The sequence below is a fragment of the Microbacterium binotii genome (assembly GCF_021398715.1).
GTDB classification, from domain to species: domain Bacteria; phylum Actinomycetota; class Actinomycetes; order Actinomycetales; family Microbacteriaceae; genus Microbacterium; species Microbacterium binotii_A.
The window spans coordinates 3265331-3290652 of sequence record NZ_CP090347.1 but is presented as its reverse complement, the minus strand read 5'-3'; the positions used below and the strand labels follow the sequence as shown (position 1 = coordinate 3290652).

28 protein-coding genes are annotated in these 25322 nt (G+C 69.5%); 18 read left to right on the top strand and 10 right to left on the bottom strand.

Going from position 1 to position 25322, the window contains the following annotated elements:
- Positions 1-291 precede the first annotated feature (291 nt).
- The 9 genes from rpmH (at position 292) to LXM64_RS15980 (ending at position 5886) form a co-directional block, all read left to right on the top strand.
- The gene (gene rpmH, locus LXM64_RS16020) at positions 292-429 is read left to right on the top strand and encodes a 50S ribosomal protein L34 (RefSeq protein ID WP_022879826.1); all 138 of its coding nucleotides are present in this window, start codon (positions 292-294) and stop codon (positions 427-429) included.
- A 71-nt stretch (positions 430-500) separates the two neighbouring features.
- Complete coding sequence (gene rnpA / locus LXM64_RS16015; RefSeq protein WP_234075501.1) at positions 501-773, top strand: ribonuclease P protein component; 273 nt, start codon at positions 501-503, stop codon at positions 771-773.
- 17 nt (positions 774-790) lie between these two features.
- Positions 791-1126: a membrane protein insertion efficiency factor YidD gene (gene yidD, locus LXM64_RS16010; protein ID WP_234075500.1), complete on the top strand. Its 336-nt coding sequence runs from the start codon at positions 791-793 to the stop codon at positions 1124-1126.
- Positions 1127-1131: 5 nt separating this feature from the next.
- Positions 1132-2229: a membrane protein insertase YidC gene (gene yidC / locus LXM64_RS16005; RefSeq protein ID WP_234074081.1), complete on the top strand. Its 1098-nt coding sequence runs from the start codon at positions 1132-1134 to the stop codon at positions 2227-2229.
- A 10-nt stretch (positions 2230-2239) separates the two neighbouring features.
- The gene (locus tag LXM64_RS16000; protein ID WP_137418510.1) at positions 2240-2734 is read left to right on the top strand and encodes a protein jag; all 495 of its coding nucleotides are present in this window, start codon (positions 2240-2242) and stop codon (positions 2732-2734) included.
- A gap of 20 nt (positions 2735-2754) precedes the next feature.
- A complete protein-coding gene (gene rsmG / locus LXM64_RS15995) occupies positions 2755-3387 on the top strand; it encodes a 16S rRNA (guanine(527)-N(7))-methyltransferase RsmG (RefSeq protein ID WP_234074080.1) in 633 nt (210 codons plus the stop codon).
- An 85-nt stretch (positions 3388-3472) separates the two neighbouring features.
- Positions 3473-4417 carry a ParA family protein gene (locus LXM64_RS15990; RefSeq protein ID WP_234074079.1) on the top strand — a complete coding sequence of 315 codons (945 nt, stop codon included), beginning with the start codon at positions 3473-3475 and terminating at the stop codon, positions 4415-4417.
- On the top strand, positions 4417-5379 hold the full coding sequence (locus LXM64_RS15985) for a ParB/RepB/Spo0J family partition protein (RefSeq protein WP_234074078.1): 963 nt from the start codon (positions 4417-4419) through the stop codon (positions 5377-5379). Before LXM64_RS15990 ends, LXM64_RS15985 begins: the two co-directional genes overlap by 1 nt.
- A 165-nt stretch (positions 5380-5544) precedes the next feature.
- Positions 5545-5886, top strand: a complete 342-nt coding sequence (locus LXM64_RS15980) for a tryptophan synthase subunit alpha (protein ID WP_234074077.1) — start codon at positions 5545-5547, stop codon at positions 5884-5886.
- 63 nt (positions 5887-5949) lie between these two features.
- Here LXM64_RS15980 and trxA read toward each other — a convergent pair whose 3' ends face one another.
- The 4 genes from trxA to LXM64_RS15960 all read right to left on the bottom strand — a co-directional run bounded on the left by trxA (position 5950) and on the right by LXM64_RS15960 (position 11046).
- Positions 5950-6273: a thioredoxin gene (gene trxA, locus LXM64_RS15975; RefSeq protein ID WP_137418515.1), complete on the bottom strand. Its 324-nt coding sequence runs from the start codon at positions 6271-6273 to the stop codon at positions 5950-5952.
- Between the two features lie 60 nt (positions 6274-6333).
- Positions 6334-7311 (bottom strand): thioredoxin-disulfide reductase, encoded by a 978-nt coding sequence (gene trxB / locus LXM64_RS15970; RefSeq protein ID WP_234074076.1) that lies wholly within the window; start codon positions 7309-7311, stop codon positions 6334-6336.
- 70 nt (positions 7312-7381) lie between these two features.
- Entirely contained in the window at positions 7382-8983 is a 1602-nt protein-coding gene (gene murJ, locus LXM64_RS15965) for a murein biosynthesis integral membrane protein MurJ (RefSeq protein WP_234074075.1), read from the bottom strand.
- Positions 8980-11046, bottom strand: coding sequence for a DUF6049 family protein (locus LXM64_RS15960; RefSeq protein ID WP_234074074.1), 2067 nt, complete (start codon positions 11044-11046; stop codon positions 8980-8982). Before LXM64_RS15960 ends, murJ begins: the two co-directional genes overlap by 4 nt.
- Before the next feature lie 104 nt (positions 11047-11150).
- Here LXM64_RS15960 and LXM64_RS15955 point away from each other — a divergent pair, with 104 nt between their 5' ends.
- On the top strand, positions 11151-12644 hold the full coding sequence (locus LXM64_RS15955; RefSeq protein ID WP_234074073.1) for a DUF7059 domain-containing protein: 1494 nt from the start codon (positions 11151-11153) through the stop codon (positions 12642-12644).
- A gap of 9 nt (positions 12645-12653) precedes the next feature.
- Positions 12654-14081: a CCA tRNA nucleotidyltransferase gene (locus tag LXM64_RS15950; RefSeq protein WP_234074072.1), complete on the top strand. Its 1428-nt coding sequence runs from the start codon at positions 12654-12656 to the stop codon at positions 14079-14081.
- Between the two features lie 136 nt (positions 14082-14217).
- Here LXM64_RS15950 and LXM64_RS15945 read toward each other — a convergent pair whose 3' ends face one another.
- Positions 14218-14871, bottom strand: coding sequence for an FMN-dependent NADH-azoreductase (locus tag LXM64_RS15945; protein WP_234074071.1), 654 nt, complete (start codon positions 14869-14871; stop codon positions 14218-14220).
- A gap of 74 nt (positions 14872-14945) precedes the next feature.
- Here LXM64_RS15945 and LXM64_RS15940 point away from each other — a divergent pair, with 74 nt between their 5' ends.
- Positions 14946-15281 (top strand): winged helix-turn-helix transcriptional regulator, encoded by a 336-nt coding sequence (locus tag LXM64_RS15940; RefSeq protein WP_234074070.1) that lies wholly within the window; start codon positions 14946-14948, stop codon positions 15279-15281.
- Positions 15282-15457: 176 nt separating this feature from the next.
- On the opposite strand, the gene LXM64_RS15935 is transcribed toward LXM64_RS15940, so the two are convergent.
- The 3 genes from LXM64_RS15935 to LXM64_RS15925 are packed head-to-tail and all read right to left on the bottom strand — an operon-like array spanning position 15458 to position 17063.
- The gene (locus tag LXM64_RS15935) at positions 15458-15610 is read right to left on the bottom strand and encodes a hypothetical protein (RefSeq protein WP_234074069.1); all 153 of its coding nucleotides are present in this window, start codon (positions 15608-15610) and stop codon (positions 15458-15460) included.
- Positions 15607-16707: a hypothetical protein gene (locus tag LXM64_RS15930; protein ID WP_234074068.1), complete on the bottom strand. Its 1101-nt coding sequence runs from the start codon at positions 16705-16707 to the stop codon at positions 15607-15609. Before LXM64_RS15930 ends, LXM64_RS15935 begins: the two co-directional genes overlap by 4 nt.
- The gene (locus LXM64_RS15925; protein WP_234074067.1) at positions 16704-17063 is read right to left on the bottom strand and encodes a PadR family transcriptional regulator; all 360 of its coding nucleotides are present in this window, start codon (positions 17061-17063) and stop codon (positions 16704-16706) included. The genes LXM64_RS15930 and LXM64_RS15925 overlap by 4 nt, the downstream gene beginning before the upstream one ends.
- A gap of 149 nt (positions 17064-17212) precedes the next feature.
- On the opposite strand from LXM64_RS15925, the gene LXM64_RS15920 reads away from it, so the two are divergent.
- The 3 genes from LXM64_RS15920 to LXM64_RS15910 all read left to right on the top strand — a co-directional run bounded on the left by LXM64_RS15920 (position 17213) and on the right by LXM64_RS15910 (position 20693).
- Positions 17213-18538: a transcriptional regulator gene (locus tag LXM64_RS15920; protein ID WP_234074066.1), complete on the top strand. Its 1326-nt coding sequence runs from the start codon at positions 17213-17215 to the stop codon at positions 18536-18538.
- Positions 18539-18639: 101 nt separating this feature from the next.
- Entirely contained in the window at positions 18640-20187 is a 1548-nt protein-coding gene (locus tag LXM64_RS15915) for an aldehyde dehydrogenase family protein (RefSeq protein WP_234074065.1), read from the top strand.
- Positions 20188-20303: 116 nt separating this feature from the next.
- On the top strand, positions 20304-20693 hold the full coding sequence (locus tag LXM64_RS15910) for a DUF779 domain-containing protein (RefSeq protein ID WP_234074064.1): 390 nt from the start codon (positions 20304-20306) through the stop codon (positions 20691-20693).
- Here the strand turns inward: LXM64_RS15910 and LXM64_RS15905 are convergent, their stop codons facing one another.
- Together LXM64_RS15905 and LXM64_RS15900 are read right to left on the bottom strand one after the other, a co-directional pair.
- Positions 20694-21317: a hypothetical protein gene (locus LXM64_RS15905; protein WP_234074063.1), complete on the bottom strand. Its 624-nt coding sequence runs from the start codon at positions 21315-21317 to the stop codon at positions 20694-20696.
- A gap of 204 nt (positions 21318-21521) precedes the next feature.
- A complete protein-coding gene (locus LXM64_RS15900) occupies positions 21522-21983 on the bottom strand; it encodes a hypothetical protein (RefSeq protein WP_137418529.1) in 462 nt (153 codons plus the stop codon).
- A 159-nt stretch (positions 21984-22142) separates the two neighbouring features.
- On the opposite strand from LXM64_RS15900, the gene LXM64_RS15895 reads away from it, so the two are divergent.
- From LXM64_RS15895 to LXM64_RS15885, 3 genes are read left to right on the top strand one after another with little or no spacing between them, the layout of a single operon-like run.
- The gene (locus tag LXM64_RS15895; RefSeq protein ID WP_234075499.1) at positions 22143-23558 is read left to right on the top strand and encodes an adenosylhomocysteinase; all 1416 of its coding nucleotides are present in this window, start codon (positions 22143-22145) and stop codon (positions 23556-23558) included.
- A complete protein-coding gene (locus LXM64_RS15890) occupies positions 23555-24856 on the top strand; it encodes an amidohydrolase family protein (RefSeq protein ID WP_234074062.1) in 1302 nt (433 codons plus the stop codon). Before LXM64_RS15895 ends, LXM64_RS15890 begins: the two co-directional genes overlap by 4 nt.
- A complete protein-coding gene (locus tag LXM64_RS15885; RefSeq protein ID WP_234074061.1) occupies positions 24853-25290 on the top strand; it encodes a cupin domain-containing protein in 438 nt (145 codons plus the stop codon). The genes LXM64_RS15890 and LXM64_RS15885 overlap by 4 nt, the downstream gene beginning before the upstream one ends.
- Positions 25291-25322 lie beyond the last annotated feature (32 nt).

The window sequence follows — 25322 nt, the reverse complement described above, 5'->3', positions numbered from 1 at the left end:
GGTCCCCTTCTTGGCCCGGCGAGAACGCGCCGGTGCGCGACACCTGTGGATAACTGCGCGAGCCACGCTAGTCAGCGAGGCTCCAGAGAGCAAACTCCGGCGTCGTTCCGGGGGTGTGTCGGTTCAGCGCGTCGGGGACAGCGCTGTGGATAATGGCGGGTTGACCTCCGCGGTTTGAGTTCTCGGGGTTCGCGCCTTAGTCTTAGTCGGTTGACTTATGCCCTCGAGGCAGTCCCCGACCACGTCTGAAGGCTTCGCCTTCGGGTGGCAACCGTTTCCCGGAGAGATCCCATGAGCAAGCGTACGTTCCAGCCCAACAACCGCCGTCGCGCCAAGAAGCACGGCTTCCGCGCTCGCATGCGCACCCGCGCCGGCCGCGCCATCCTTTCGGCACGCCGCGCCAAGGGCCGCACCGAGCTCTCGGCCTGACCCTTCCGTTGCTCTCGCGGCCGAACCGACTGACCGACGGCGCCGAGTACAAGGCTGTCGTCCGCCGCGGCGTGCGATGTTCCGGTCCCCACACCGTCACGTACGTGGTGGCATCCGGTGACGATCGCGCCGCACGGTTCGGATTCATCGTGAGCAAGAAGGTCGGCACGGCGGTCGTTCGCAATCGTGTCCGCCGGCGACTCAAAGCAATCTGCGCGTCCGCGCTCCCGACTGTGGTCAGGGGCGCGGACGTTGTCGTGCGCGTGCTGCCCGGCGGCGCGGACGCTTCCTTCGCCGAGCTCGACGCCGAGGTGAAGCGATGCCTGGCCCGGAGGGCGTCGTGAGCACCTCGACGCTGCCGATGGCGTCGATCGGCGAGGCGACGATGCCGGAGCACGGCTGGTTCCGCGCGATTCCGCTGCTGCCGCGCAACCTCATGCTCGGTCTTCTCCATGGTTACCGTGCGACGATCTCGCATACGTACGGCGATGTCTGCAAGTACTACCCGTCCTGCTCCGCCTACGCGGTGGGGGCGGTCCAGCAGCACGGTGCGGTGAAGGGCGCGGCGTTGACCGCCGCTCGGATCGCTCGGTGCCACCCCTGGGCCGAGGGCGGGATCGACGATCCGCCTGCCCACAAGGACTTCTCCCACGCACTGACCCGGCACGGATTCGTCGTGCCACTGAGAAAGGACTGATCCCCGTGGATCTGGTACTTGCGACCGCGACGCAATCATCGGGCGGCTTCGACCTGATCGGGACGATCCTGTGGCCGCTCAAGTGGGTCGTCGAGCTCGTGCTCGTGGCCTGGCATGCGATCTGGACGTTCGTCGGTCTGCCGGCGGACTCGGGTCTGGCCTGGGTGCTCTCGATCGTCGGCCTCGTGATCGTCGTGCGCGCGGCTCTCATCCCGCTCTTCGTCAAGCAGATCAAGAGTCAGCGCAAGATGATGGAGATCGCTCCGGAACTGCGCAAGGTTCAGGAGAAGTACCGGGGCAAGCGCGACCAGCTCTCTCGCGAGGCCATGAGCCGCGAGACCATGGCGCTCTACAAGAAGCACGGCACGACCCCGATCTCCGGCTGCCTGCCGCTCCTCGTGCAGATGCCGATCTTCTTCTCGCTGTACAGCGTGCTGAACGACGTGGCGAAGCACGCCAAGGACGGGATCGGCGGCGTCGGACTGCTCGACCCCAATCTGACGTCCGAGTTCTACAACGCCAACCTGTTCGGAGCTTCGCTCCATGACACCCTCGTCGGCGCCTGGGGGCGTCCCGACGGCACGGTGACGGTCGTGATCCTGCTGGTGCTGGTGGTCCTGATGATCGCGTCGCAGTTCTTCACGCAGCTGCAGATCATCTCGAAGAACCTCTCCCCCGAGGCCAAGACCGGCCAGGCCTACCAGATGCAGCGCATCATGCTCTACATCCTGCCGCTGGCGTTCGTCTTCTCCGGCATCTTCTTCCCGCTCGGCGTCGTCGTGTACTGGTTCATCAGCAACATCTGGACGATGGTGCAGCAGTTCCTCGTCATCCGGAACATGCCGACCCCGGGGTCCGAGGCCGCGAAGGCCCGCGAAGAGCGTCTCGCCCGCCGTGGCAAGGCCATCGACAGCAGCGGCAAGATCGTTCCGATCGAGAAGTACCAGGCCGAGCAGCAGCGCCTCCTCGAGGAGGCGGAGCGCAAGCGCGCCGCGGCCCCGAAGCGTCAGCAGCCCGTGGGCAAGCAGCGCGCCAAGAAGCAGGCCGGCAAGCAGCCGCCCGCCGCCAAGAGCGGCGCGTCCGACTCCGAACCCTCCAGCTGAGGAGACCGTCATGACCTCTGAACTCTCCCCCACCACGACCGACACCGTCGAGCAGCTCGAGCAGGAAGGCGATGTCGCCGCCGACTTCCTCGAGGGACTCCTCGACATCGCCGACATCGGCGGCGACCTCGCGCTGGACGTCCGCAACGATCGTGCCTACGTGTCGATCGAGTCGGATGGCGACGACTCACTTCGTGTGCTGTCGGACCCTGATACGGTCAGCGCGCTGCAGGACCTGACCCGTCTCGCCGTGCAGAACCGCACCGGTCGATTCTCCCGCCTCATCCTCGACGTCAGCGGGTCGCGCGACGCGCGTCGCCGTGAGCTCGAGGCCTTGGTCGACCGTGCCGCCTCGCGTCTGGAAGACGGTGCATCACAGGCGTCACTCCCCGCGATGTCGAGCTACGAGCGCAAGGTCGTCCACGACATCGCGGCGGAGCGTGGGCTCGTTTCGGAGTCGTACGGCGAGGGCGCGCAGCGCCACACTGTGCTCCGTCGCGCGTGAGTGTTTCACGTGAAACATTGATGGACGACCTCGAGCCGGAGCCGGATGCGGCGTCGACGATCTTCGGAGACGGAATCGATCGCGCCCGCGCCTTCACACGCAACCTCGCCAAGGAGGGCGAGCTGCGTGGACTGATCGGTCCGCTGGAGCTACCACGGCTGTGGACCCGTCACATCCTGAACAGTGCGGTGATGGCGCCGCTCGTTCCGGTCGGTCGTATCGGCGATGTCGGATCCGGAGCCGGATTGCCGGGCCTCGTCGGGGCCATCGCACGTCCTGACGTCGAGTGGGTCCTGATCGAGCCGATGGAACGACGCACTCAGTGGCTGCAGGAGCAGGTCGACGAGCTCGCCCTGGACAACGTCGAGGTCTTCCGCGGTCGCTCGCAGGACTGGACCCGCGGCGCGACCCTCGACGCGGTGACAGCCCGCGCGGTGAGCGCTCTGCGCACACTTCTTCCGATCACGGCGCCTCTCGTGCGCGATGGCGGCGAGCTCATTCTTCTCAAGGGCGCGGCCGCGGATGCGGAGATCGAGAAGGCCGCGAAGCAGGCCCGCGCTCACCGCGTCGTGGATCTGCGCGTCGAGGTCGTGGGGGAGAACCTCCTGGACACGCCGACCCGGGTGGTCCGTGGACGGGTGAAGCGCTCCTGAGGGGATGTTTCACGTGAAACATCACGGCGTGGCTGTCGATGGCGACGATTAGAGTGGACAGGGTTCGATGCTGGCGAAAGGCGAAGTGTTTCACGTGAAACAATCCGACGACACCGCGACGGACTTCGGTGACGACACCCCTCTTGCCCGCGAACTCGCAGACCTCCGCGCGCGGCGACGCGCTCTCGAGGACTCCACCGTGTCCCTGCCGACAGGGACTCGCATCCTCACGGTCTCCAACCAGAAGGGTGGCGTCGGCAAGACGACGACGACCGTCAATCTCGCGGCCGCGCTCGCGAGCGTGGGTGCTCGCGTGCTGGTGATCGACCTGGATCCGCAGGGGAACGCATCCACTGCCCTGGGCGTGCCGCACACGGCGGACATCCCGAGCGTCTACGACGTGCTGATCGATGAGTTCCCGCTCGCCGACATCGTCCAGACGAGCCCCGAGTCTCCGCTGCTCACTTGCGCGCCGAGCACAATCCACCTCGCCGGCGCGGAGATCGAGCTGGTCTCCCAGGTCGCACGCGAACACCGGCTTCGCCGCGCGCTCGAGGAGTACCTCGCCGCTGTCGACGAGCCGCCGCATGTCGTTCTCATCGACTGCCCGCCTTCACTGGGATTGCTCACCATCAACGCGTTCACTGCCGCGGACGAGGTCCTCATTCCCATTCAGTGCGAGTACTACGCCCTCGAGGGGCTGAGCCAGCTCCTCGGTAGCGTGCAGATGATCCAGAAACACCTGAATCCGCCGCTTCACGTGTCCTCCATCCTGCTGACGATGTACGACGGGCGCACGCGACTCGCGCAGCAGGTCGCTGAGGAGGTGCGCACGCACTTCCCGAAGGAAGTGCTGAACACGGTGATCCCGCGCTCGGTGCGGGTGTCCGAAGCACCGAGCTTCGGACAGACCGTCATCGCCTACGACGGCCAGTCGGCAGGCGCGGTCGCCTACCGTGAAGCCGCCGTCGAACTGCTGGCTCGCGAGGCCGATGAGGCCGCGTCCACCACGAACGAAGGAGACCACTGATGGCCAAGCGAACGGGACTCGGTCGGGGGATCGGCGCTCTCATCCCGACATCGGAGGGTTCTGAGGCGCGTCCGGTCGACGTGTTCTTCCCCGGCGCCCCCGCACCCACGGCGGATGCGGCGAAGGAAGAGGCCCCGCAGGAGGAGCTGATCGCCGTTCCCGGCGCACGCCTGATCCAGGTCGATCCGCACGCGATCGTTCCCAACCCTCGTCAGCCGCGGACGAACTTCGACCCGGAAGATCTGGCAGAGCTGGTGCATTCCGTGCGCGAGTTCGGTGTGCTGCAGCCGGTGGTCGTGCGCGACACCGGCGAGGGCACCTACGAGCTGATCATGGGAGAGCGGCGAACCCGAGCCGCGCGCGAGGCGGGACTGGAGACGATCCCCGCGATTCTGCGAGAGACCGCCGACGAGGATCTGCTCCGCGACGCCCTTCTCGAGAACCTCCACCGGTCGCAGCTGAACCCGCTCGAGGAGGCATCGGCATATCAGCAGCTGCTCGAGGACTTCGGAATCACCCAGGAACAGCTGGCCACGCGGATCGGAAGGTCGCGTCCCCAGATCTCCAACACCATCCGCCTGCTGCGTCTGCCGGTTCCGGTACAGCAGCGTGTCGCTGCCGGCGTGCTCTCGGCCGGGCACGCCCGTGCGATCCTGTCCGTTGAGGACGGCGAGAGCATGCAGCGCCTCGCGGACAAGATCGTGAACGAGGACCTGTCGGTCCGTGCGGCCGAAGCCGCGGCCAAGGGTGCCGCCACGGTGAAGCGGCCTGCGCCGAAGGCGGGGGCGCGACGCGCACATCTCGATGAGATCGCGGAACGGTTGGGGGATCGACTCAATACGCGCGTGAAGATCTCCATCTCCGCACGAAAAGGCCAGATCGCGATCGATTTCGCCACCATCCAGGACTTGAACCGCATCCTCAGTGAGCTCGGTGAGGAAGAGCTGGGCGCATCTCGCTGATCCGAGCGGAGAATCGCTCCTGACGAATCGAAATCGCGTGCTTGGCGCGGTGAGATCCGCGTATCGGGGTTCGGTTCCTTGTGTCTCCGGGCCTCACTCGATCAACGAACGGAGGGTGGCCGACGCTGAGGCCTCGGTGCGTCAGACGAAACGTAGGCTGGAATCATGACCTCCGAATCCCCACGCCGTCGAGCGAGTCTCGAGCTGCTGCGGGCGGAAGCCGCGGACGAACTGGCCGCCCTCATCCACGAACGACTCCGTGAGGGGGAGGACCCGTGGGACTTCATGGAAGAGCTCCCCACGGTCGATGAACTCGTCGTATTCCTCCTGCGCGCAGAGAACATCGCCGAAGCCGGCGGCAGCAAGCCGTCGCCGGCGCGCCACTACCGTGTGCTCCGTCAGATCGCCCTGGACTATCCGCCGCTGACCCGTGCCGTCTGGCGCCTGCTCGGCGACACGAACACCTCTCGCCGGTGGGACGCCACCGTGCGGCCTGAAGCATCCTGAACAGCGCACAGAAGAAGCCCCCGGAGAAATCTCCGGGGGCTTCTTCTGTAGCGGGGAACTGGATCAGCCGATGAACGCGGCCAGATCCTGCTCGAGCGCGAACTTCGGCTTCGCGCCGATGATCGTGGTCTTGACCTCGCCGCCCTGGAACACCTTCATCGCCGGGATGGAGGTGATCTGGTACTTCATCGCGAGATCGGGGTTCTCGTCCACGTTGAGCTTGAGGACCGTGATCTTCTCGGGGTTCTCCGCCTGGATCTCATCGAGAACCGGGGCCACCATGCGACACGGGCCGCACCACTCCGCCCAGAAGTCCACCAGGACAGGACCGTCTGCTTCGAGGACGTCCTGGTTCCAGGTGCTCGAGCTGGTCGCCTTCGCGCTCATTGTCATTTCCCTTCGTAAGCCTTACTCGTACCGAACACCCGACGGGGTTCGGATGTTCCCTCAGACGACCGGCAGACCCTCGATCTGGTCGGCGTCGGGCTGCGGCGCGCCCGCTTCGTCGAGCGCCGCGAGGAAGTGCTCCGCGTCCAGGGCCGCGATCGTTCCGGATGCGGCGGCGGTGACCGCCTGACGGTAGGTCGGGTCGATCACGTCGCCCGCGGCGAACACGCCGGGCATCGACGTGCGCGACGACCGTCCGTCGACCCAGATCGTTCCCTCCGGGGTCAGGTCGAGCTGACCGTGGACGAGCTTCGTACGCGGGTCGTTGCCGATGGCGACGAACACTCCCTGCAGGTCGAGCTCGCGCGTCGAACCGTCGACCGTGTCCTTCAGGACGACACCGGTCACCGCCTCGTCACCGAGGATGTCGACGACCTCGCTGTTCCACACGAACTCGATCTTCTCGTTCGCGATCGCGCGCTCCTGCATGATCTTCGAGGCGCGCAGCTCGTCGCGACGGTGGATGACGTAGACCTTCGTCGCGAAGCGCGTGAGGAAGGTCGCCTCCTCCATCGCGGAGTCGCCACCACCGACGACGGCGATCGTGCGCTCGCGGAAGAAGAAACCGTCACAGGTCGCACACCACGACACACCGCGGCCGGAGAGGTGCTCCTCCTTCGGCAGGCCGATCTTGCGGTACGCGGAGCCCGTCGCGAAGATCACGGCAGCGGCCTCTTCGACCGCCCCGGAGCCCAGCTGAACACGCTTCACGGGACCGGAGAGGTCGAGCTCCGTGACGTCCTGGTAGAGGATCTCAGCGCCGAACTTGCGGGCCTGCTCCTCCATCTTGGTCATGAGCTCGGGACCCTGGATGCCCTCGGGGAAGCCGGGGAAGTTCTCCACCTCGGTGGTGTTCATGAGCTCACCGCCGACCTCGACGGAGCTGGCGATGACCAGCGGCTTGAGGTTGGCCCGGGCCGCGTAGATGGCGGCGGTGTAGCCTGCGGGGCCGGAGCCGATGATGATGAGCTGACGCACGTGCGTTCTCCCTCGTGGTTTCAAAGTGCTCAACATATGGTATCCGCGGGACATTCCCGCGGTCCGTTTGTCAGCGTCTGGAAAGGATGCGGCGAAGCGGTCGCAGCGCCGGGGCCAGTTCAGGGGTGCGCAGGGCTGCGAGCACGCCCAGGTACACGACCAGGGTGACCGCCCCGATGATGCCGGTGCCGATCGCGCCGAAGATCTTGTCGGAGGTCGTCCATCCGGTGTCACCGCCGAGGAGCAGGTAGACCCCCCATCCGGCCGCCGCCGCCGGGAGCGCGGCGACCGTGTACCGGGCGATCGCGACGAACCACGAACGGATGCCGAGGGAGCCGATCCGCCGGCGCAGCAGGATGGCGGCGAGCACGGCCTGCACGGTGATCGCGATCGACTGGCCGAGGGCGACGGCGGCCGCGAGCCACGGCGTCGGGGCGAGCCAGGCGGCGGCGAGAGCGGTGACGATCACGAGGACCGCCTGCACGGTCGTGAAGACGAACGGGGTCCGGGTGTCGTCGTAGGCGTAGAAAGTTCGCTGCAGCACGAAGAGAACCGAGAGCGGCAGCAGGCTCACGAGGTAGGCGATGAGCACCGGAGCGAGCTCGGCCGCATCCGTCGCGTTGTTCACGATGATGCGCGACGCCGGGACCGACGCGACCACGAGAGCGGCCGTCGCGACGACGATCAACAGGCTGATGATGCGGATGCTGCGCGATACGTCGCCGCGCACCTCATCGTCCCGTCCCGCCGAGGCGTGCTCGCTGATCTGCGTGAAGTACGGAGTCCCGATCGAGAGCACGATGACCGAGTACGGGAGCATGAAGATGAGCCACGCGGTCTGCGTCGCGAGCGTCGAGGCGCCGTCGCCGGTCGCCTCGGAGATGACCCGGCTCTGGATGAGGCCCGCGATCTGTCCGACGACGACCATGGCCGCGGTCCAGCCGGCCAGGCGCCCCATGTTGCGAAAGCCCAGTCCGCGCCAGTGGAAGTCGGGGCGCAACCGGAGCCCCGTGCGCCGCCAGGACACGAGCAGGATGAGTGCCTGCACCGCGATGCCGAAGGTCGCCGTGCCGCCCAGGGCGGCGATGGATGCGGCGCTCCAGTCCGACACCGCCGAACGATCTCCTCCGATGACGAGCATCAGCAGCAGGAATCCGGCGATGGAGATGACGTTGTTGAGCACCGGGGCCCAGGTGAACGGTCCGAAGATGCGGCGCGCGTTGAGCGTCTCTCCCAGGAGCGAGTACAGGCCGTAGAAGAAGATCTGCGGCAGGCACCAGTAGGCGAACGCGGTCGCCAGGGCGTGCTGCTCGGGGCTGTAGGCGGGCGCGTAGAGCGTGATGAGCACGGGCGCGAGCAGCATCGCCACGGCTGTGACGGCGAGCAGCACGACGATCCCCGCGGTGAACAGGGCGGAGATGAAACGCTGGCCCCTGTCCTCCCTCGCGCTCGCGCGCACGATCTGCGGCACGATCACCGCGGTGAGCACGCCCGCCGAGATGATCGCATAGACGTTGTTCGGCAGCTGGTTGGCCTGCGCGAAGGCATCGCCCGCTCGCGAGGACATGGTGCCGAGAACCGCCACCAGCACGATGGTGCGGATGAGGCCCGTGACGCGGGAGACGAGCGTTCCCGCTCCCAGCAGCACGCTTGCCCGGCCCAATCCGCTCACGCGTTCTCCTCATCATCGGTGCGGACCGCATCCGCCTTGTCGCGCCTACGGCGTCGGACGGTGCGGACGGCGCCGATCGTGAGGAACGCGGCCGCGAGCACGACGAGCGCGGCAAGGCCGATTCCCTCCCAGTCGGCTCGCACGTTGACATCCACCGTCTGCGTCTGGCCGATGGGCACGTATGCGGGGCTGCGCAGGCTGAGATCGATCTTGACGTCGCCGTTTCCGATCCGCGCGTTCACGGGGACCTCGACGAGCGTGTTGGCGGATGCGGCGGCGACCACGGCGTTCTCACGCTCGACGTCCACGCGCAGATCATCCGGCGAGGCCACGAGCACGACGTTCACGGGGTAGGGGAGGTCGTTGCGCACCCAGAAGCGCAGATTGGTGCCCGCGGTCAGCAGGTTCAGCGCTGTCGAGGGAACGATCGACACCGAGTCGAGCGTCGTCGTGGTGGCTTCCGCGTGTGCCGCGACGGCGCTCTGCCAGCCCGACGGATCGCCGATCCACCCGCCGCCCAGAACCTGGAGGATGGCGGCGCGCTCGCGTCCGGTGAGCAGCGATGGGTCGTCGAGGATCGTGGCGAAGCTGTCGATCTGTGCGGCTCCGGCCAGCATGCTCGTCAGCGCCGCCGGACGCGAGGGGTCGACCGTGCCCGCCGAGACCTGGACCTCTGTCGGGGAGGTGCCGAGCATGCTCGACAGTCCCACGGCGGTCATGCCCGTCGTCGCCGCGGAGATCGCCCCGCGCAGGCCCTGCGGGTCGCGGACGGACGACCTGCCCAGGGTGACGAGAATCGGGGACCCCTGTGCCGACGAGGACGCGAAGGTCAGATGCGCGGCCGCGGCCGCCGCATCCGCCGCGCGGGAGGTGGGCTGTGTCGCGGTGGATGCGGCCTGAAGCGCAGCGGATGCGCCCGCCGACGCGACGAGCAGCTCACCGCCGCCGGTCCGCGCGTGCGCGGCGGATGCGGCGGACACCTGCGTGCTGTCGACGATCGTGATCGCGCCCGGTGTCGCCGCGGTGAGCCACCCGATGAGCTCCGGGGAAGCGGTGCCCGACGGCGGCCAGTAGATCGTCGGCTCTCCGGCGGCGCGCACGTCGAGGAGCGCGTCGAGGGTCGGCGGTGCGGGGTCGGACTGCTGCGTGTCCGTCGGAGCGGGCGTGGGCGCGGCCGGCTGCGCCTTCACATCCACGTACGCGTTCAACGATGTCGGCGTGAGCGGTGCGTCGATCCCCGCCGCGAACTGCGTGCTCACGTCGGCGTCGCCGTACTGCAGCGCGAACCGCGGGTTGGGCAGGTCCATGAGCCGCTGCAGCCACGCCTGAGCGGACTCCGGCGCAGCGGTTCCACGCGCCCGGATGGAGGCCACGATCGCCGGATCCACGGCGAGGATCGCGGAGGTTCCCGTGACGGCGTCGAGCGCGGCGGTCAGCGCGCCGTCGGAGGCGGTGAGGGTGGCCAGCTGGTCGGTCGACAACATCCCCGCCGTCAGCGCCGGCGCGGTGATGGGGACGATGACGGCGACGGTGCCCGTGGGGCCGGTGCCGATCGTCACCACGGAGCGCGCCGTCTCGCCGGCGAGGGTGACCCACAGTGGGTAGACGCCCGCGCCGCGGCCCGCGAGGGCGGGGTCGTCGGCCGCGACGATCACGCTCGCCGAGCTCGACTGCCCGGGTGCGGTCTCTTCGACCGCGCTGGATCCGATGACGCGCCCGGCCGGGGCATCGGCCGATCCGGACAGCCACGCGTCGAGAGCGGCGGAGCCGTCCAGCGGTGCATCTGCGAGCAGCAGTTCGGCCGTCGAGCCGGCGGCTCGCGAGCTCGTGCCGTTCTCGAGGGAGACGAGCGCTGTGAGCGCCTCGCCTGCGGCCAGCACTCCGCCGGACAAGGGTGCCACCGAGACGTCGATCGTTCCCGTCGCGGACGGCGAGGGCGTCGGCGTGGCGGCGGCTGCGGGGGCGACGATCCCCAGCACGATCGCGACGGTGATGAGCGGCGCGAGCAGAAGTCGTCGCCGCCGGAATGCGGGGGTGCCCGTGCGGGCCGAAGTCGGAATCATTCGTAGCTGAGCAGGCTCCTGTGCGGAGAATCCGCAGGGTCGGGAGCGAGTCTACGGGCCCGTGCCTGGGATTCACCGAGCGCGCGCCCGGGTTGAATGGACTCATGCACACCGCCATCGCCCACCGCTTCGCCGATGATCTGCGCGCCGCGGGCTTCACGACTGCGGCTCTTCACCCGCTCATCGGCGACGCCGCGGAGGCGGCGCTCGCGCGGGCTGTCGCGGTTCCGGCCCGACGGGCCCTCGCTCGGCATCCGCAGAACGTCGTCGCCGTGCTCGCCCGCCTGTTCGTGCTGGGGGACGTCGTCGATGCCTCATCCGTAGCCGCGGCACTGCCCGCCACCGGACTCGCGGATGCCGAGCGACTCGGCGTGATCGAACGCCGCGGCGACAGCGTGGCGCCCGCGGTGGCTGTGCGCCCGCACGTCTTCGCCGACGGTGGCGAGGGATGGATCGCGAGCGATCTGGACGAGCTGGCCGGCGTCTTCCCGTTGCGTCCGGACCACGTGCTCGGTGTCGGCGGCGCCGGTAGGACGCTGGTCTCTCTGCTTCCCGCATCCGGGAACGGCCGTGGCCTCGACCTCGGATGCGGATGCGGTCTGGTGGCGTTCGAGTTGCACCGGAGGGGATTCGAGGTCGTCGCGACCGACATCTCGCCGCGCGCACTGTGGTTCACACGGCTGGGCGCGGCGCTCAACAATCTGGAGGGCATCGACGTCCGCGAGGGCAGTCTGTACGAGCCCGTCGGCGACGAGCGTTTCGAGCTGATCGCCTCGAACCCGCCGTTCGTCATCACGCCGCGGGTGGCCGGCGTGCCCGCCTACGAGTACCGCGACGGCGGGCGGGCGGGGGACGAGCTCATGCGCGAGGTCGTCGCCGGTGTCGGACCCCATCTCGACGAGGGTGGACGAGCGATCATGCTCGGCAACTGGGAGGACCGCGAGGATCTGGCGGGGCTGGAGCGGGTGCGCGCGTGGACGGAGGGCATCGGCGCCTGGGTCATCGAGCGCGAGCAGCTCGATCCGGCCCGCTACGCGGAGCTGTGGGTGCGCGACGGCGGCACGAGGCCGGGAAGTGACGAGCATGAGGCGCTGATCGGCGCCTGGCTCGACGATTTCGAGACCCGCGGCGTCACGGGCGTGGGTCTCGGCTGGGTGCAGCTCATGCGCGGCTCGGGACTGCGCCGCTTCGAACGGGTGGCGCAGGCGGTCGACACCGCCGTGCTCGCCGCGCACACCGCCGCTGTGTGGCGGGCCGCGGCATGGCTGGATCGAACCGACGACATGGTGCTCGCCGCATCCGTGCTGCGCGTCGCCGCCGACGTCACCGAGGCGCGGCATCACCTTCCCGGTGCGGAAGCGCCCAGCGTGATCGAGCTGCGACAGGGAGGCGGGCTCGCCCGCACGGTGTCCGCGGACCCGGCGCTGGCCGCACTCGTCGGCGCGAGCGACGGAGAGCTGCCCGTGGGCGTGCTCATCGACGCCATCGCCGATCTGCTCGAGGTCGATGCCGCATCTCTCCGATCCGACCTGTTCCCGAGGGTCAGGGAGCTGGTGCTGACCGGGATGCTGGAGGTGCCGCACGGCGCGGCCGATTAGGCTCGTTGCATGCTCAACATGGCCGACGGTCTCGCGCGCCTGGGCACCCTCGCCTCCTCGCCCGTCGTCGTCGTTCTCGCGGACGCCTTCGCGGCCGCGGGACACGAACTGGCGGTCGTCGGAGGTCCGGTGCGCGATGCGCTGCTGGGGCGGACCACGCACGATCTGGACTTCACGACGGATGCGGATCCCGACGAGATCCTGCGCATCGTCACGCCGATCTCGACCGCGCAGTGGGACATCGGGCGGGCGTTCGGCACGATCGGCGCCCGCATCCGCGGCGAGCAGGTCGAGATCACCACGTACCGCGCGGACGCCTACGACGGCGAGACCCGCAAGCCCGTCGTCGCGTTCGGCGATTCGCTCGAGTCCGACCTCGTGCGCCGCGACTTCACCGTCAACGCGATGGCGCTCCGTGTGCCCGGTCCGCAGCTCGTCGATCCGCACGGCGGCATCGAGGATCTCGTCGCGGGCGTACTGCGCACCCCCACCGATGCGCGCATCAGCTTCGGCGACGACCCGCTGCGGATGCTCCGCGCGGCGCGCTTCTCGTCCCAGCTGGGCTTCACGGTCGACGCCGATGCGGTCGCGGCGATCACCGAGCTGCGCGAGACGCTCGGGATCGTGAGCCCGGAGCGCATCCAGGGCGAGCTCGTGCGTCTGCTGCAGACCGACGATCCCGTGCGCGGCCTGCGGCTGCTGGTGGAGACGGGGCTGATCGATCAGTTCCTTCCCGAGGTGCCGGCGCTGCGCCTCGAGGTCGACGAGCACCACCACCACAAGGACGTCTACGAGCACTCACTCACCGTGCTGCGGCAGGCGATCGAGCTCGAGGGCAGCCGCCACCCGGATGCCGCACCCGACGTGCCGCTGCGTCTCGCGGCGCTCCTCCACGACATCGGAAAGCCTGCCACGCGCCGGCTCGAGCCGGGCGGCGCGGTCACCTTCCACCACCACGACGTGAAGGGATCGCGGATGGCGCGCAAGCGCCTGCGCGAGTTGCGGTTCGACTCGGCGACGATCGAGTCCGTCGCGCTGCTGATCGAGCTGCATCTGCGCTTCTTCGGCTACGCCGAGGGCGCGTGGACGGATGCGGCCGTGCGCCGCTACGTGCGCGATGCCGGGGACGAGCTGGAGCGCCTGCACATCCTGACCCGCGCCGACGTGACCACGCGCAACAAGCGCAAGGCGACGCGACTGCGTCTGGCGTACGACGACATCGAGCGGCGCATCGACGAGCTGCGCGCGCAGGAGGAGCTGGACGCCATCCGTCCTGAGCTGAACGGCAACGAGATCCAGCAGATCCTCGGCATCCCGCCCGGCCGAGAGGTGGGCGAGGCGTACCGGTTCCTCCTCGATCTGCGTCTGGATGAGGGCGTGCTGGGGCCCGAGGAGAGCGAGCGCCGCCTGCGCGAGTGGTGGGCGGCGCGGGGCTGATCCCCGCCGGCCGGTACGTGGCCGCATCCGGTGCGTGGCCGCATCCGCTCAACAGGAAAGATCCGCCCATCAGGACGATCTGACGTGAATCGTCCTGATGGGCGGATATCTCCTGCGGGAGGGATGCGGTGCCGGCTCAGACCTTGGCGGACGCGGCTTCGGCGATGGAGCGACCGCCCTCGCGCGCGGCGACCTCGGCGGCGGATCTGATGTCGGCGGCGATCTCGGAGAACTGATCCAGCGCGGGGTTCACTCCCACGAGCGTGAACGAGCGCTGCACGACGCGCAGGTCGAGGCCCCACACATCCTCGAGCACGCGGCGCAGCCAGGCGGTCGAGTGGTCCCAGCCCTCCTTGGGCGTTCCGGCGTCGTAGTTGCCGCCGAGCACCGTGACCAGCACGGCGGGCTTGCCGCGCAGTGCCGTGCCCTGCGGGTCGATGCGCGGGTCGGTGTATGCCAGGTCGAACCACGTCTTCGCGTGCTGCGAGACGCCGTAGTTGTAGAGGGGGATCGTGAGCAGGAGGGCGTCGGCGTCGATGAGCTCGTCGGCGAGACGTGTCGCCAGGGCGAGCGCCTCGCGCTGCTCGGCGGTGCGGTCGGCGTCGGGCAGGTTCCTCCCGGTGACGGCGGCCGCCCACGCGGTGGCGGGGACCGGCTCGGCGGCGAGGTCGCGGCGGACGACGGTCTGGTCGGCGTGGGTGGCGAGCCACTCGGTTTCGACGATGTCGCCGAGGGCGCGGCTGGCGGAGGTGGGGGGAAGGATGCTCGCATCCAGACGGAAGAGGGACATGGTGCTCCAATCGACCTAGCGGCTATGAAAAAGAGAGTGGCTACGTGAACGCTAGCACGGCTAGACTCGGAGGTATGGCCGCAGAGCAGCACGACGAGCGTCAGTGCGACGCCGCCGTGTCGCGCGCCTTCTCCGTTCTGGGCAAGCGCTGGAACGGCATGATCCTCGACGTGCTCGGTGAGGGGGCTCTGTCGTTCGTCGGGCTCCGCCGGGCCGTCACCGGCATCAGCGACGCCGTGCTCTCGGATCGCCTCGTCGAGCTCGCCGACGCCGGCCTGGTCGTGCGCGAGGTGGATGCGGGCCCCCCGGTCGCGGTGTCCTACACACTGACGGATGCGGGCGCCCGCCTCATGCCGATCCTCACCCAGCTGGGTGCCTGGGCAGACGGCAACCTCTCCGCCACCCGCTGATTCCCGCGGCCCGGCCGCCGCCCGCCGGTTCCGGCCCTGCCCCGCCCGCCCGGCCTCCGCCCGTGACCCCGCACAGACCAACGTTCCCCTGTCACAGATCGACGTCCGAACGTCGATCTGTGACAGGGGAACAGGGGGGGCGAGGAAGGGCCTCAGGGTCTCGGGAGGGCAGCCCCTCAGTCGAGAGGGTCGGACTCGAGCGCCTCGCGCACCAGGTGGCTGATGTCGATGCTCACGATCCGCGTGGGCCCGGCGGATGCGGGCGGCGGAGCGGCGGGCGCGTCGCCGTTGGCGGACGCATCCGGACGACCCTGACCGATCATGCTCACGGCGTCACCTCCGTCTCGGGGGCGGGCTCAGGCAGAGGCGCCGTGTCCGTCCTGGTGCTGGCCCCGGGCGTCGGACTCGGTGTCGGCTCCACACCCGCCTCCGACTGTGACGGGACGGCGGGCACCTGCGCGAACGGCGGCTGCGGGAGGGTCGGAACGGCGGTGTCCACATCCCAGGTGCTCACGTCCGTCGCCTCGCGCAGCGGGAACACGTTCCACAGCGGGGAGCGCCCCGTGCCCTCGTAGGCCGTGGTGACCGGGCCTCCACCGCCCAGGAAGTACTCGTCCCACCACCATCCGTTCGTGCGACCCTCGGCGCCGACGGTCGTCAGCGGGGTTCCCTGTTCGGTGTACAGCTGCACGTTCTCGAGCGGGTTGCCCTCGGCGTCATAGGCGAACACGTTGCGAACGCGCTCGCCGTCCAGCACGAGACCCGGCTGGGTCGTATCGGTCGGGTACGTGTAGGCGTACGCCGCCTGTGCCGCGAAGTACTGCGGCAGCACGGTCGGCGCCGCGATGAGAGCGATCGCCGCGACGATGCTCGCCACGGCGTTGAGCGCGGTGCGGAGCCCCCGCATCCAACGATGAGGCAGCCACTTCCCGCGCCCCCACTGGATGCTGAGGAGCACCAGCGTCGCGAGGATCGCCCACGCCACGACGTTCGTGGGCGCGTAGTCGACGCGGCCGGTGAGCGGCACGGTGAGGAACATCAGGATGAGGAAGAACGCCACCCCGCGCGCGATCCACCAGACCGGGCGCAGCGACACGAGCAGGTCCAGCGTCGCGGATCCGAACCGGGATGAGCGGATGCGGGTGGCCGCCGCCCGGCGGGCGCGCTCCAGCTGCTCGCGTACCGGCACCTTCGCAGCACGCCCGTTGCGCTCGGGGAGACCCGCGGCGGCACGGAGTTCCGCGGCGTAGGTCGCCGCATCCGGGAGGGAGAAGGCCTCGCCGCTGTCTTCGGCCTGTTCGGACAGGTCGGCTTCGAGCCCGTCGAGCAGGTCGTCGACCTCATCGGCGGGCAGATCGTTCAGTTCCGCGCGGACGGCGGCGGCGAAGGCCGAGATATCGGTTCGAGGCTGAGTCGTGGCGTTCATCGTCCTTCTCCGATCGTGCGCAGCGCGGCGGGTTTGCGAGAGGCGTCGAGCAGTGTGCTCAGCGCGAGCGAGAACGAGGCCCAGTCCTCGCGCTGCGCGTCGAGCGCCGCACGCCCCTGCGGGTTGATGGCGTAGTACTTGCGGTGCGGACCGCCGTCCGAAGGCACCACGTAGCTCGAGAGCGACCCGGCGCTGTAGAGCCGGCGAAGCGTTCCGTAGACGGATGCGTCGCCCACCTCTCCGAGGCCGGCCTCGCGCAGCCGACGCACGATGTCGTACCCGTAGGCGTCCTCGTGCTGCACGACCGCGAGCACGGCGGCGTCCAGCACCCCCTTCAACAGCTGCGTGGTATCCATCCGCGCTCCTCTCTCCTCTGCAAAGCAAGCTACCACGCAGTACACAGTAGTGCGAGCGGTGCAGTACCGTGTGTCGCACAACGACCCTGTCGTCGCGCGTGCCGCGTGCCTACACTGAAGCCACCTGATCACCGTCGATCGGAGTCGTTGTGCCCTCGCCCTGGTCTCTGCGTCGCGAGGCGTCGGCCGAGAGCTCGCGCCTGCTGATCGAGCGCGCGCATGAGGAGTTCGTCGGCGGAAACGCGCAGGATCCGCGGGTCACCGCCGTGCGCGGTCTCGTTCGTGAGAGCTGGCAGCGCTCGGCCCGGAGCCTCGTCGGCGTGGAGGCCGTGCCGCCCCTGGATCTCATCTCGGACGAACTCGACGCGTACCGGCGCACGCATCCCCTCGCGAGCGTCATGGACATGATCCGCCAGCTGTTGCTGCCCGGCGACGAGGACGAGTCGGGCGGCGTCGTCGCGGTGGGGGATGCGGCGGGCCGCCTGCTGTGGGTCGAGGGCGACCGCCGCATCCGCGACCTCACGGGCGACATGGGCTTCGTCGCGGGGGCGAACTGGTCGGAGCAGGCCGTGGGCACGTCCGCGCCGGGCACGGCCCTCGCGCTCGACGCGTCCGTCCAGATCCGCGGAGCCGAGCACTTCAACCGGCTCGTCCAACCGTGGTCGTGCACGGCGGCGCCGGTGCGCGACCCCGAGAGTCGGCGCGTGCTCGGTGTCATCGATGTGACCGGCGGCGCCGAGGTCACCACGCCGCAGGCACAGCTGCTCGTCGACGCGACGGCGCGGGCGATCGAGGGGGAGCTGCTCGTTGCCAGGCTGCGGGCGCGCGCTGCGCCGCCCGTGAAGAGCCATCCCCCGAGGCGCACGCGTGGCGCCACCGAGCACGCCACCCTCCGCGTGCTCGGACGCGACCTCGCGGTGCTCGACGTCGTCGACGACCGAGGCGCCACCGTCACCGAGCTGAGCGCGCGTCACGCGGAGATCCTGCTCATGCTGGCGGTGCACCAGCAGGGCCTCTCCGCGGAGAGACTGGCCGCCCTCGTGTACGGCGAGGCCGCGCCGGTGGAGACCCTGCGCCCCGAGATGGTGAGACTGCGCCGGGTGCTCGATGCCGTCGCCCCTGCATTGATCCCCGCATCCCGTCCCTATCGGCTGACGAGCCCGCTTCAGACCGACGCCGATCACGTCGTCTCGCTGCTCGATCGGGGCGCGCACCGCGTGGCCCTCACGGCGTATCGCGGCCCCGTCCTGCCGGACTCCCGCGCGCCGGGGGTGGAGGAGCTGAGGCAGAGCGTGCAGGCGGCCCTGCGCGAGTCGCTCCTCGCCGGGGCGGGGCTCGACGTGCTGCTGGCCTATATCGACACGGATGAGGGACGCGAGGATGTGGATGCGCTGCGCCTCTGCCTCGAGATGCTCGCCCCGCGTTCGCCGCGTCGCGGGTCGATCGTCGCGCGCCTGGAGCAGCTCGGCGCCTAGTCGTCTCGACGCGCAACCCGATGCAACCCGGGGGTGCCTACGGTGTCGGGCAACGAGCGCGGCGCTGATGCCGCCCCGTCCTGATCGTCGAAGGAGATGACATGACCATCGTTGAAGACGGCGTCTCGAGCGTCTACGCCGCCCCCGGATCCCGCGGATCGGTCGCCGAGTACCGCAGCCGCTACGGCCACTACATCGGCGGCGAGTTCGTCGAGCCGATCAAGGGCCAGTACTTCGAGAACATCACCCCCGTCACGGGCAAGCCGTTCTGCGAGGTCGGTCGCGGCACGAGCGAGGACATCGATCGCGCCGTGGATGCGGCGTGGCGGGCGTTCGAGAGCTGGAAGAAGACGACACCCGCCGACCGCGCGAACATCCTCAACAAGATCGCCGACCGCATCGAGGCGAACCTCGAGAAGATCGCCGTCGCCGAGACGTGGGAGAACGGCAAGCCGGTGCGCGAGACGCTCGCCGCCGACATCCCGCTGGCGGTCGACCACTTCCGGTACTTCGCGGGGGTCCTGCGGGCGCAGGAGGGCTCGCTCAGCCAGATCGACGAGGACACCGTCGCGTACCACTTCCACGAGCCTCTGGGCGTGGTGGGCCAGATCATCCCGTGGAACTTCCCCATCCTCATGGCCACCTGGAAGCTCGCTCCCGCCCTCGCCGCCGGCAACTGCGTCGTGCTCAAGCCCGCCGAGCAGACGCCGGCATCCATCCTCTTCCTCTTCGATCTGATCGGCGATCTGCTCCCGGCCGGCGTCGTGAACATCGTCAACGGCTTCGGCATCGAGGCGGGGGCGCCGCTGGCGCAGCACAAGCGCATCCGCAAGGTCGCCTTCACGGGCGAGACCACGACCGGCCGGCTCATCATGCAGTACGCCTCGCAGAACCTGATCCCGGTCACGCTGGAGCTCGGCGGCAAGAGCGCGAACATCTTCTTCGAGGATGTGGCCCGAGACCGCGACGCCTACTACGACAAGGCGTTGGAGGGCTTCACGTTCTTCGCGCTGAACCAGGGCGAGGTCTGCACGTGTCCGAGCCGCGCGCTCATCCAGCGCTCGATCTACGAGGAATTCCTCGGCGACGGGCTGGAGCGGGTCGGCAAGATCGTGCAGGGCAACCCGCTGGATCCCGCGACCATGATCGGCGCGCAGGCCTCGAACGACCAGCTGGAGAAGATCCTGTCGTACATCGAGATCGGCAAGGCGGAGGGCGCGAAGCTGCTCGCGGGAGGGGAGCGTGTCGACCTCGGCGGCGACCTGTCGGAGGGCTACTACGTGGCGCCCACGGTGTTCGAGGGTCAGAACAGCATGCGCATCTTCCAGGAGGAGATCTTCGGTCCGGTCGTCTCGGTCACGAGCTTCGAGGGCTTCGACGACGCCATCCACACCGCGAACGACACCCTCTACGGCCTCGGCGCCGGAGTGTGGAGCCGCTCGGCCGACACGATGTACCGCGCCGGTCGCGGCATCGAAGCCGGGCGCGTGTGGACGAACACCTACCACCAGTACCCGGCGCACGCGGCCTTCGGCGGCTATAAGCAGTCGGGCATCGGCCGCGAGAACCACCTGAAGATGCTCGATCACTACCAGCAGACGAAGAACCTGCTCGTCTCCTACGCCGACGGGCCGATGGGCTTCTTCTGAGTCGGACCCGCCGCGTTTCGTCTCGTCGCTCCGCTCCTCGCTCAACGATCGGTGACGGGCCGGTCGTTGAGCGAGCGGAGCGAGACGAGACGCGACACCTACAGAGAGGAGCGATCATGACGGTCACCTACGACCGCGTCGCGGTGACGGATGCGGCCGCATCCCTGCTCGTGGAGCTGACCGCGCAGCACGGGCCGCTCATGTTCCACCAGTCGGGTGGATGCTGCGACGGCTCCGCACCCATGTGCTACCCCGTCGGCATGTTCCTCATCGGGCCGAGCGATGTGCGGCTCGGCGCGCTGCGCGTCGCCGATCTCGCGCCCATCGAGGTGTTCATGTCCGAGTCGCAGTTCGAGTACTGGAAGTACACGCACCTGACGATCGACGCGGTACCGGGGCGCGGCGCGGGATTCAGTGTGGAGGCGCCGACGGGGATGCGGTTCCTCATCCGTTCCCGGATGCTGGATCCCGCGGAGCTCGAGGCCTTCGGTCTCGCGGCGGGGTGATCAGACGCCGACGCGCTCGCGCGCGGGGGCGGGAGCGACGACGACCTCCGGGTCGGGATCGCGACGGAAGATGATCTTGAAGATCGGGAAGAACACCGCGCACGAGATGAGCGCGTTGATGAGCATAGTGACGACGTCGGCCAGGGTCTCGCCCGTGGCGCCCATCGCCCAGACGGTGATGAACAGGTCGTACACGGGCGCCTTGTAGAAGCCCTGCAGCGCTGCCGCACCGAACGTGATCACGACGTAGGCCAGCGTGTACCAGAGCGCCGCCCACCACGGGTTGCTGTTGGACTTGAACGTGATGTTGCGCTGCGCGAAGAAGTTCACGACCTGCGCGATCGCGAGTGTGAGCTGCACCGCAAGGAAGTAGGCGAGCCCGCCCCCGCCCGCCGGAAGAGCGCCGGCCGCGTAGTCGAAGATGAAGTAGTCCGAGCCGACGGGCAGTGCCTGGAAGCCGGTGTCGACGAGCGGCGTGAGGGCGAAGACGGCCTTGAACACGGGCATCAGCACGAGCTGGAGCACGGTCATCCCGACGTTGAGCAGCGAGAACACGATCAGCTGCGCCCACGTGGGGCGGGCGTCGGCGAAACGGGTCCATCCCCGTCGGATTCCTGCGAACATCCGTGACTCCTTCCGAGGGCTCCGCCGCGCACCTGCATCCCGGTCCCGCGCGACGAAGCCGCAGGGAGTCCATCAGGCGGGGGAGGCTTTGACGTCCACGGGCGCAGAATCTGTCGGTTCCGCCGCACGAACGGTCACCGACGACAACGACGAAGGGATGCGACCCCGGTGGGCCGCATCCCTTCGTCGTGTGGAGCGCGAGACTCAGGCGCAGAGCTTCGTGAGCTCGTCGGACGCCGTCTTGAGGCGCTCGCTCGAGGCCTGCACGTCGTCGTTGATCTTGGTGAGCTCATCGATCTTGGAGGGGTCGGAGCCCGCGGCGGCGAGAGCCGACATCGACTCACCGATCGTCTTGTACTCGTCCGAGACCGCCTGCAACGGCTTCTTCACGTCGGCGTTCGTGATCTCGGCAAGGGCGTCGTCGAGACCCTTCTGGACCGTCTCGAACAGATCGGTCGTGGCCTCGCTGTCGCCCGAGGCCGCTGCCGACATCGACTCGCTCAGCTTGCTCTGGGCGTCGCTGAGCTTGTCCTGGGCGATGGAGCACGCCTCCTGGACGGACTGGGACGAGGCGCCGGCGTCTCCACCGCCGTTGGCGCCGCCCGCGCAACCGGCGAGGGCGAGAAGGGCGATGGCCGAAAGGGCGAGGGGGGCGAGTTTGCGCATGAGGTTCCTCCGTGTGCTGCGTGTGCGGACGTGGGTCCGCCTCCGTCACGGAAGACGCCCCCGCTCCTCACGCTAAGCGGCGGCCCTCGCCCGACGTCCCCCCGTGAGAGGGATCTCATTCTGTGCTAAGAATCGACGTAGGCTATGGCGGTGGATTCGATGCGCATCGCGGAGGCGATCGTGCGCCGCTTCGCCCGCCGCACGAATCTCATGATCGCCTCGCGTACCGTGCGGGTCGACGCCTCCCCCGCCCACCGCGTCGTCGCCGAGCGACTCACGGCTCTGCTGCACGATCTGGGCGCAGTTCTCACGACGGGGTCGGCCTCGGATGCGGGAATGCTGCGCTTCGACTTCACGGCTCTTCTCGCCGACGCGGATCCCACGGATGTGCCCGTCCTCCTCGGCGGCGCCCCGCTTCCCGAGCGGCCCGATGCCGCGGCACGCATCGCCTTCGCCGCCTCTCACATGCCGGTCTCGGCGACCGTCGCCCAGGACATCGACGTGCGGGGGCTGCGCATCGGCGTGTGCATGGTGCTCGAGCCGAAGACGGCCCAGCTGGCGCTCCTGCTGCGCTCTCGCGGCGCCGACGTCGCGGTCTACGGTCACCCCGACGAGACGGATGCGGCCGTCGCCGCGGCGCTCGCGGAGAGGGGGATTCCCGTCGACGGCGGCGCCGACCTGTCGGGTCTCGAGGAGCGCGCGGCGGCCGAGAGTTTCCTGCGCCGCGGCTTCGACATTCTCATCGACGACGGCTCGCACCTCATCCGCCTCGCCCACGAGATCGACCCCGCGATCGCCGCATCCTGGATCGGTGCGAACGAGGAGACGACGTCGGGGCTCACGCCGCTGCGGCGGATGGATGCGGCGGGGCTGCTGCGCACGCCGGTCATGGCCGTCAACGACGCCGCCGCCAAGACCCGGTTCGACAACCGGTACGGCACCGGCTTCTCCTGCGTTCTGGCGATCGCGGACCTTCTCGATGAGCACTCTCTGACGGTGCGCGACCAACCCGCGCTCGTGATCGGCTACGGCCCCGTCGGCGAGGGCGTCGCGGCCTACCTGCGCGCTCTGGGCGCGACCGTCGCCGTGGCCGAGGTTGACCCGGTGCGGGCCCTCACCGCGCGCCACGACGGCTATGCGGTCGGCCCCGCATCCGCGCTGGCGGACGGCGCGCTCGTCGTCTCGGCCACGGGCGTCGCCGGCACGATCGATGAGGCGGTCGCCGAGCGCGCGGCGGCGATCGCCGTCGCGGGCGGCGTACCGGGGGAGGTGACGGCGGCGGCCGCCGCATCCGCTTCTCTCGTGCTCGGTGCCGGCGGAGCGGTGAACATCACCGCTGCCGAAGGCAACCCGATCGAGATCATGGACCTGTCGTTCGCGGTGCAGCTCGCCGCCCTCGACCACCTGCTGCGCACCCGCCCGGGCGTCGGCGTGCACGCCCTCCCGTCCGAGATCGACGACCGTGTCGGCCGTGCGGCGCTCGCCGCCCGCGGTGTGTGGATCGACGAGCGCACCGCGCCCGACGGTGCGGAAGGGGACTGGCGCTCGGCACGCTACGAGGAGACCCGCGGATGAGCGTCGTGCTGTACTCGGCCGATCTGGTGCTGCCCATCACCGCGCCGCCGATCCCGCAGGGGGCGATCGCGGTCAGCGGCGGCCGCATCCGCCACGTCGGCGACCGCGACTGGGTGCGCCGCGAGCTCACCGCCCGCGGCGCCACCTTCACCGAGGTGCACTGGCCGGGAGTCCTCCTGCCGGGGTTCGTCAACGCGCACTCGCACCTGCAGTACACGGGCATGGCCGAGGTCGGACGTGGCAGCTACCGCGGCTTCGAGGACTGGGCGGCGGCGTTCGATCCGGTCTACGAGCGCGGACACGACTGGAAGGCGGATGCGGACGCCGGAGCGCGCGCGGTGATCGAGGCGGGCACCACCGCTGTCGCCGACATCGTCACCGATGCGCCCGCCGCGGGGGTGCTGCACGACGCGGGCCTTCACGGCATCACCTACTGGGAGGTGATGAGCTGGACCAACGCCGACTGGGCGGCGACCGGCAGAGCCCAGGTCGAGGCGGCGCTGGACGCGCTGCCCTCTCCGCCCGGCACCGGGCTCTCGCCCCACGCGCCCTACTCGCTCGACGTCGAGCCGCTGCTGGAGATCCCCGACATCGTTCGCGAGCGCGGCGGCCGCATCCACCTCCACCTCGGTGAGGCCGCGTTCGAGCGTGAATCGGGCGCTCCGCATCCGACGCCCTGGCAGGAGCGTCGCGCCGGCAGCTTCCGCGAGCTGCGCGGGGACGGCTTCGGTACGGGGGCGACCGAGTTCGTCGATCAGCTCGGCGTGCTCGGACCCGACTGCCACATCGCGCACGGCGTCTACATGACCGCACGCGATCGCGCCCTGCTGCGCGCCCGCGGCACCTCCGTGGCGCTCTGCCCCCGCTCGAACGCCGTCATCGGCCTCGATGAGCCGCCCGTCGCCGCCTACCTCGCCGAGGGTAACGGCATCGCGGTCGGCACGGACTCCCTCTCCTCGAGCCCGTCGCTCGACCTGCTCGCGGATGTGGCCGCGCTGCACCGCATCGCGCGGGCGCAGGGTTATTCCGATCGGGGGCTCGCGGCGCAGCTGCTGCGGGCCGCGACCCTCGGCGGCGCGCACGCGATGGGCATCGACACGGGCCCCGATCGCACCGGCTACCTCGCGGTCGGAGCCCTCGCCGACCTGGCCTTCCTCGACATCCCCGTCACGACGATCGATGACACGATCGAGCACCTTGCCACCGACGGCGCGGGCCGCGCCGCAGCCACCGTGATCAGCGGGGCGTTCCGGCACACGACACCGTCCTTCACAGAGCACACCGGAGTGAGCGCATGAGCACCCGTCCCGCCACCGCCGTCACCCTCGATCTCGCCCCGCATCCCGAGGGCGGCTGGTTCCGCCGGATGTGGACAGCCACCGCCGGCGTGGGGACGCCCGCGGGTCCGAGGCCGGCGGCGACCTGCATCCACTACCTGCTGACCCCCGGCGAGCACAGCGCATGGCACGTCGTCACGAGCGACGAGATCTGGCTCTGGCACGGACCCGGCACCCTCGAGCTGAGCTTCGGGGGCGACGGCGACCAGCCGATCGCCGAGCGCACCGTGATTCTGGGCCCCGACCTCGCCGCCGGACACCTCGCGCAGGTGACGGTGCCGGCCGGCGTGTGGCAGTCGGCGCGTCTCAGGGGCGAGGCCGAGGTGCTCGTGAGCTGTGTCGTTTCGCCAGGTTTCAGCTTCGAGGACTGGCGACTCGCGCGTGATCTAGGCTGAGCGCGGCGTCGGCCACAGCAACCCGCCGACGC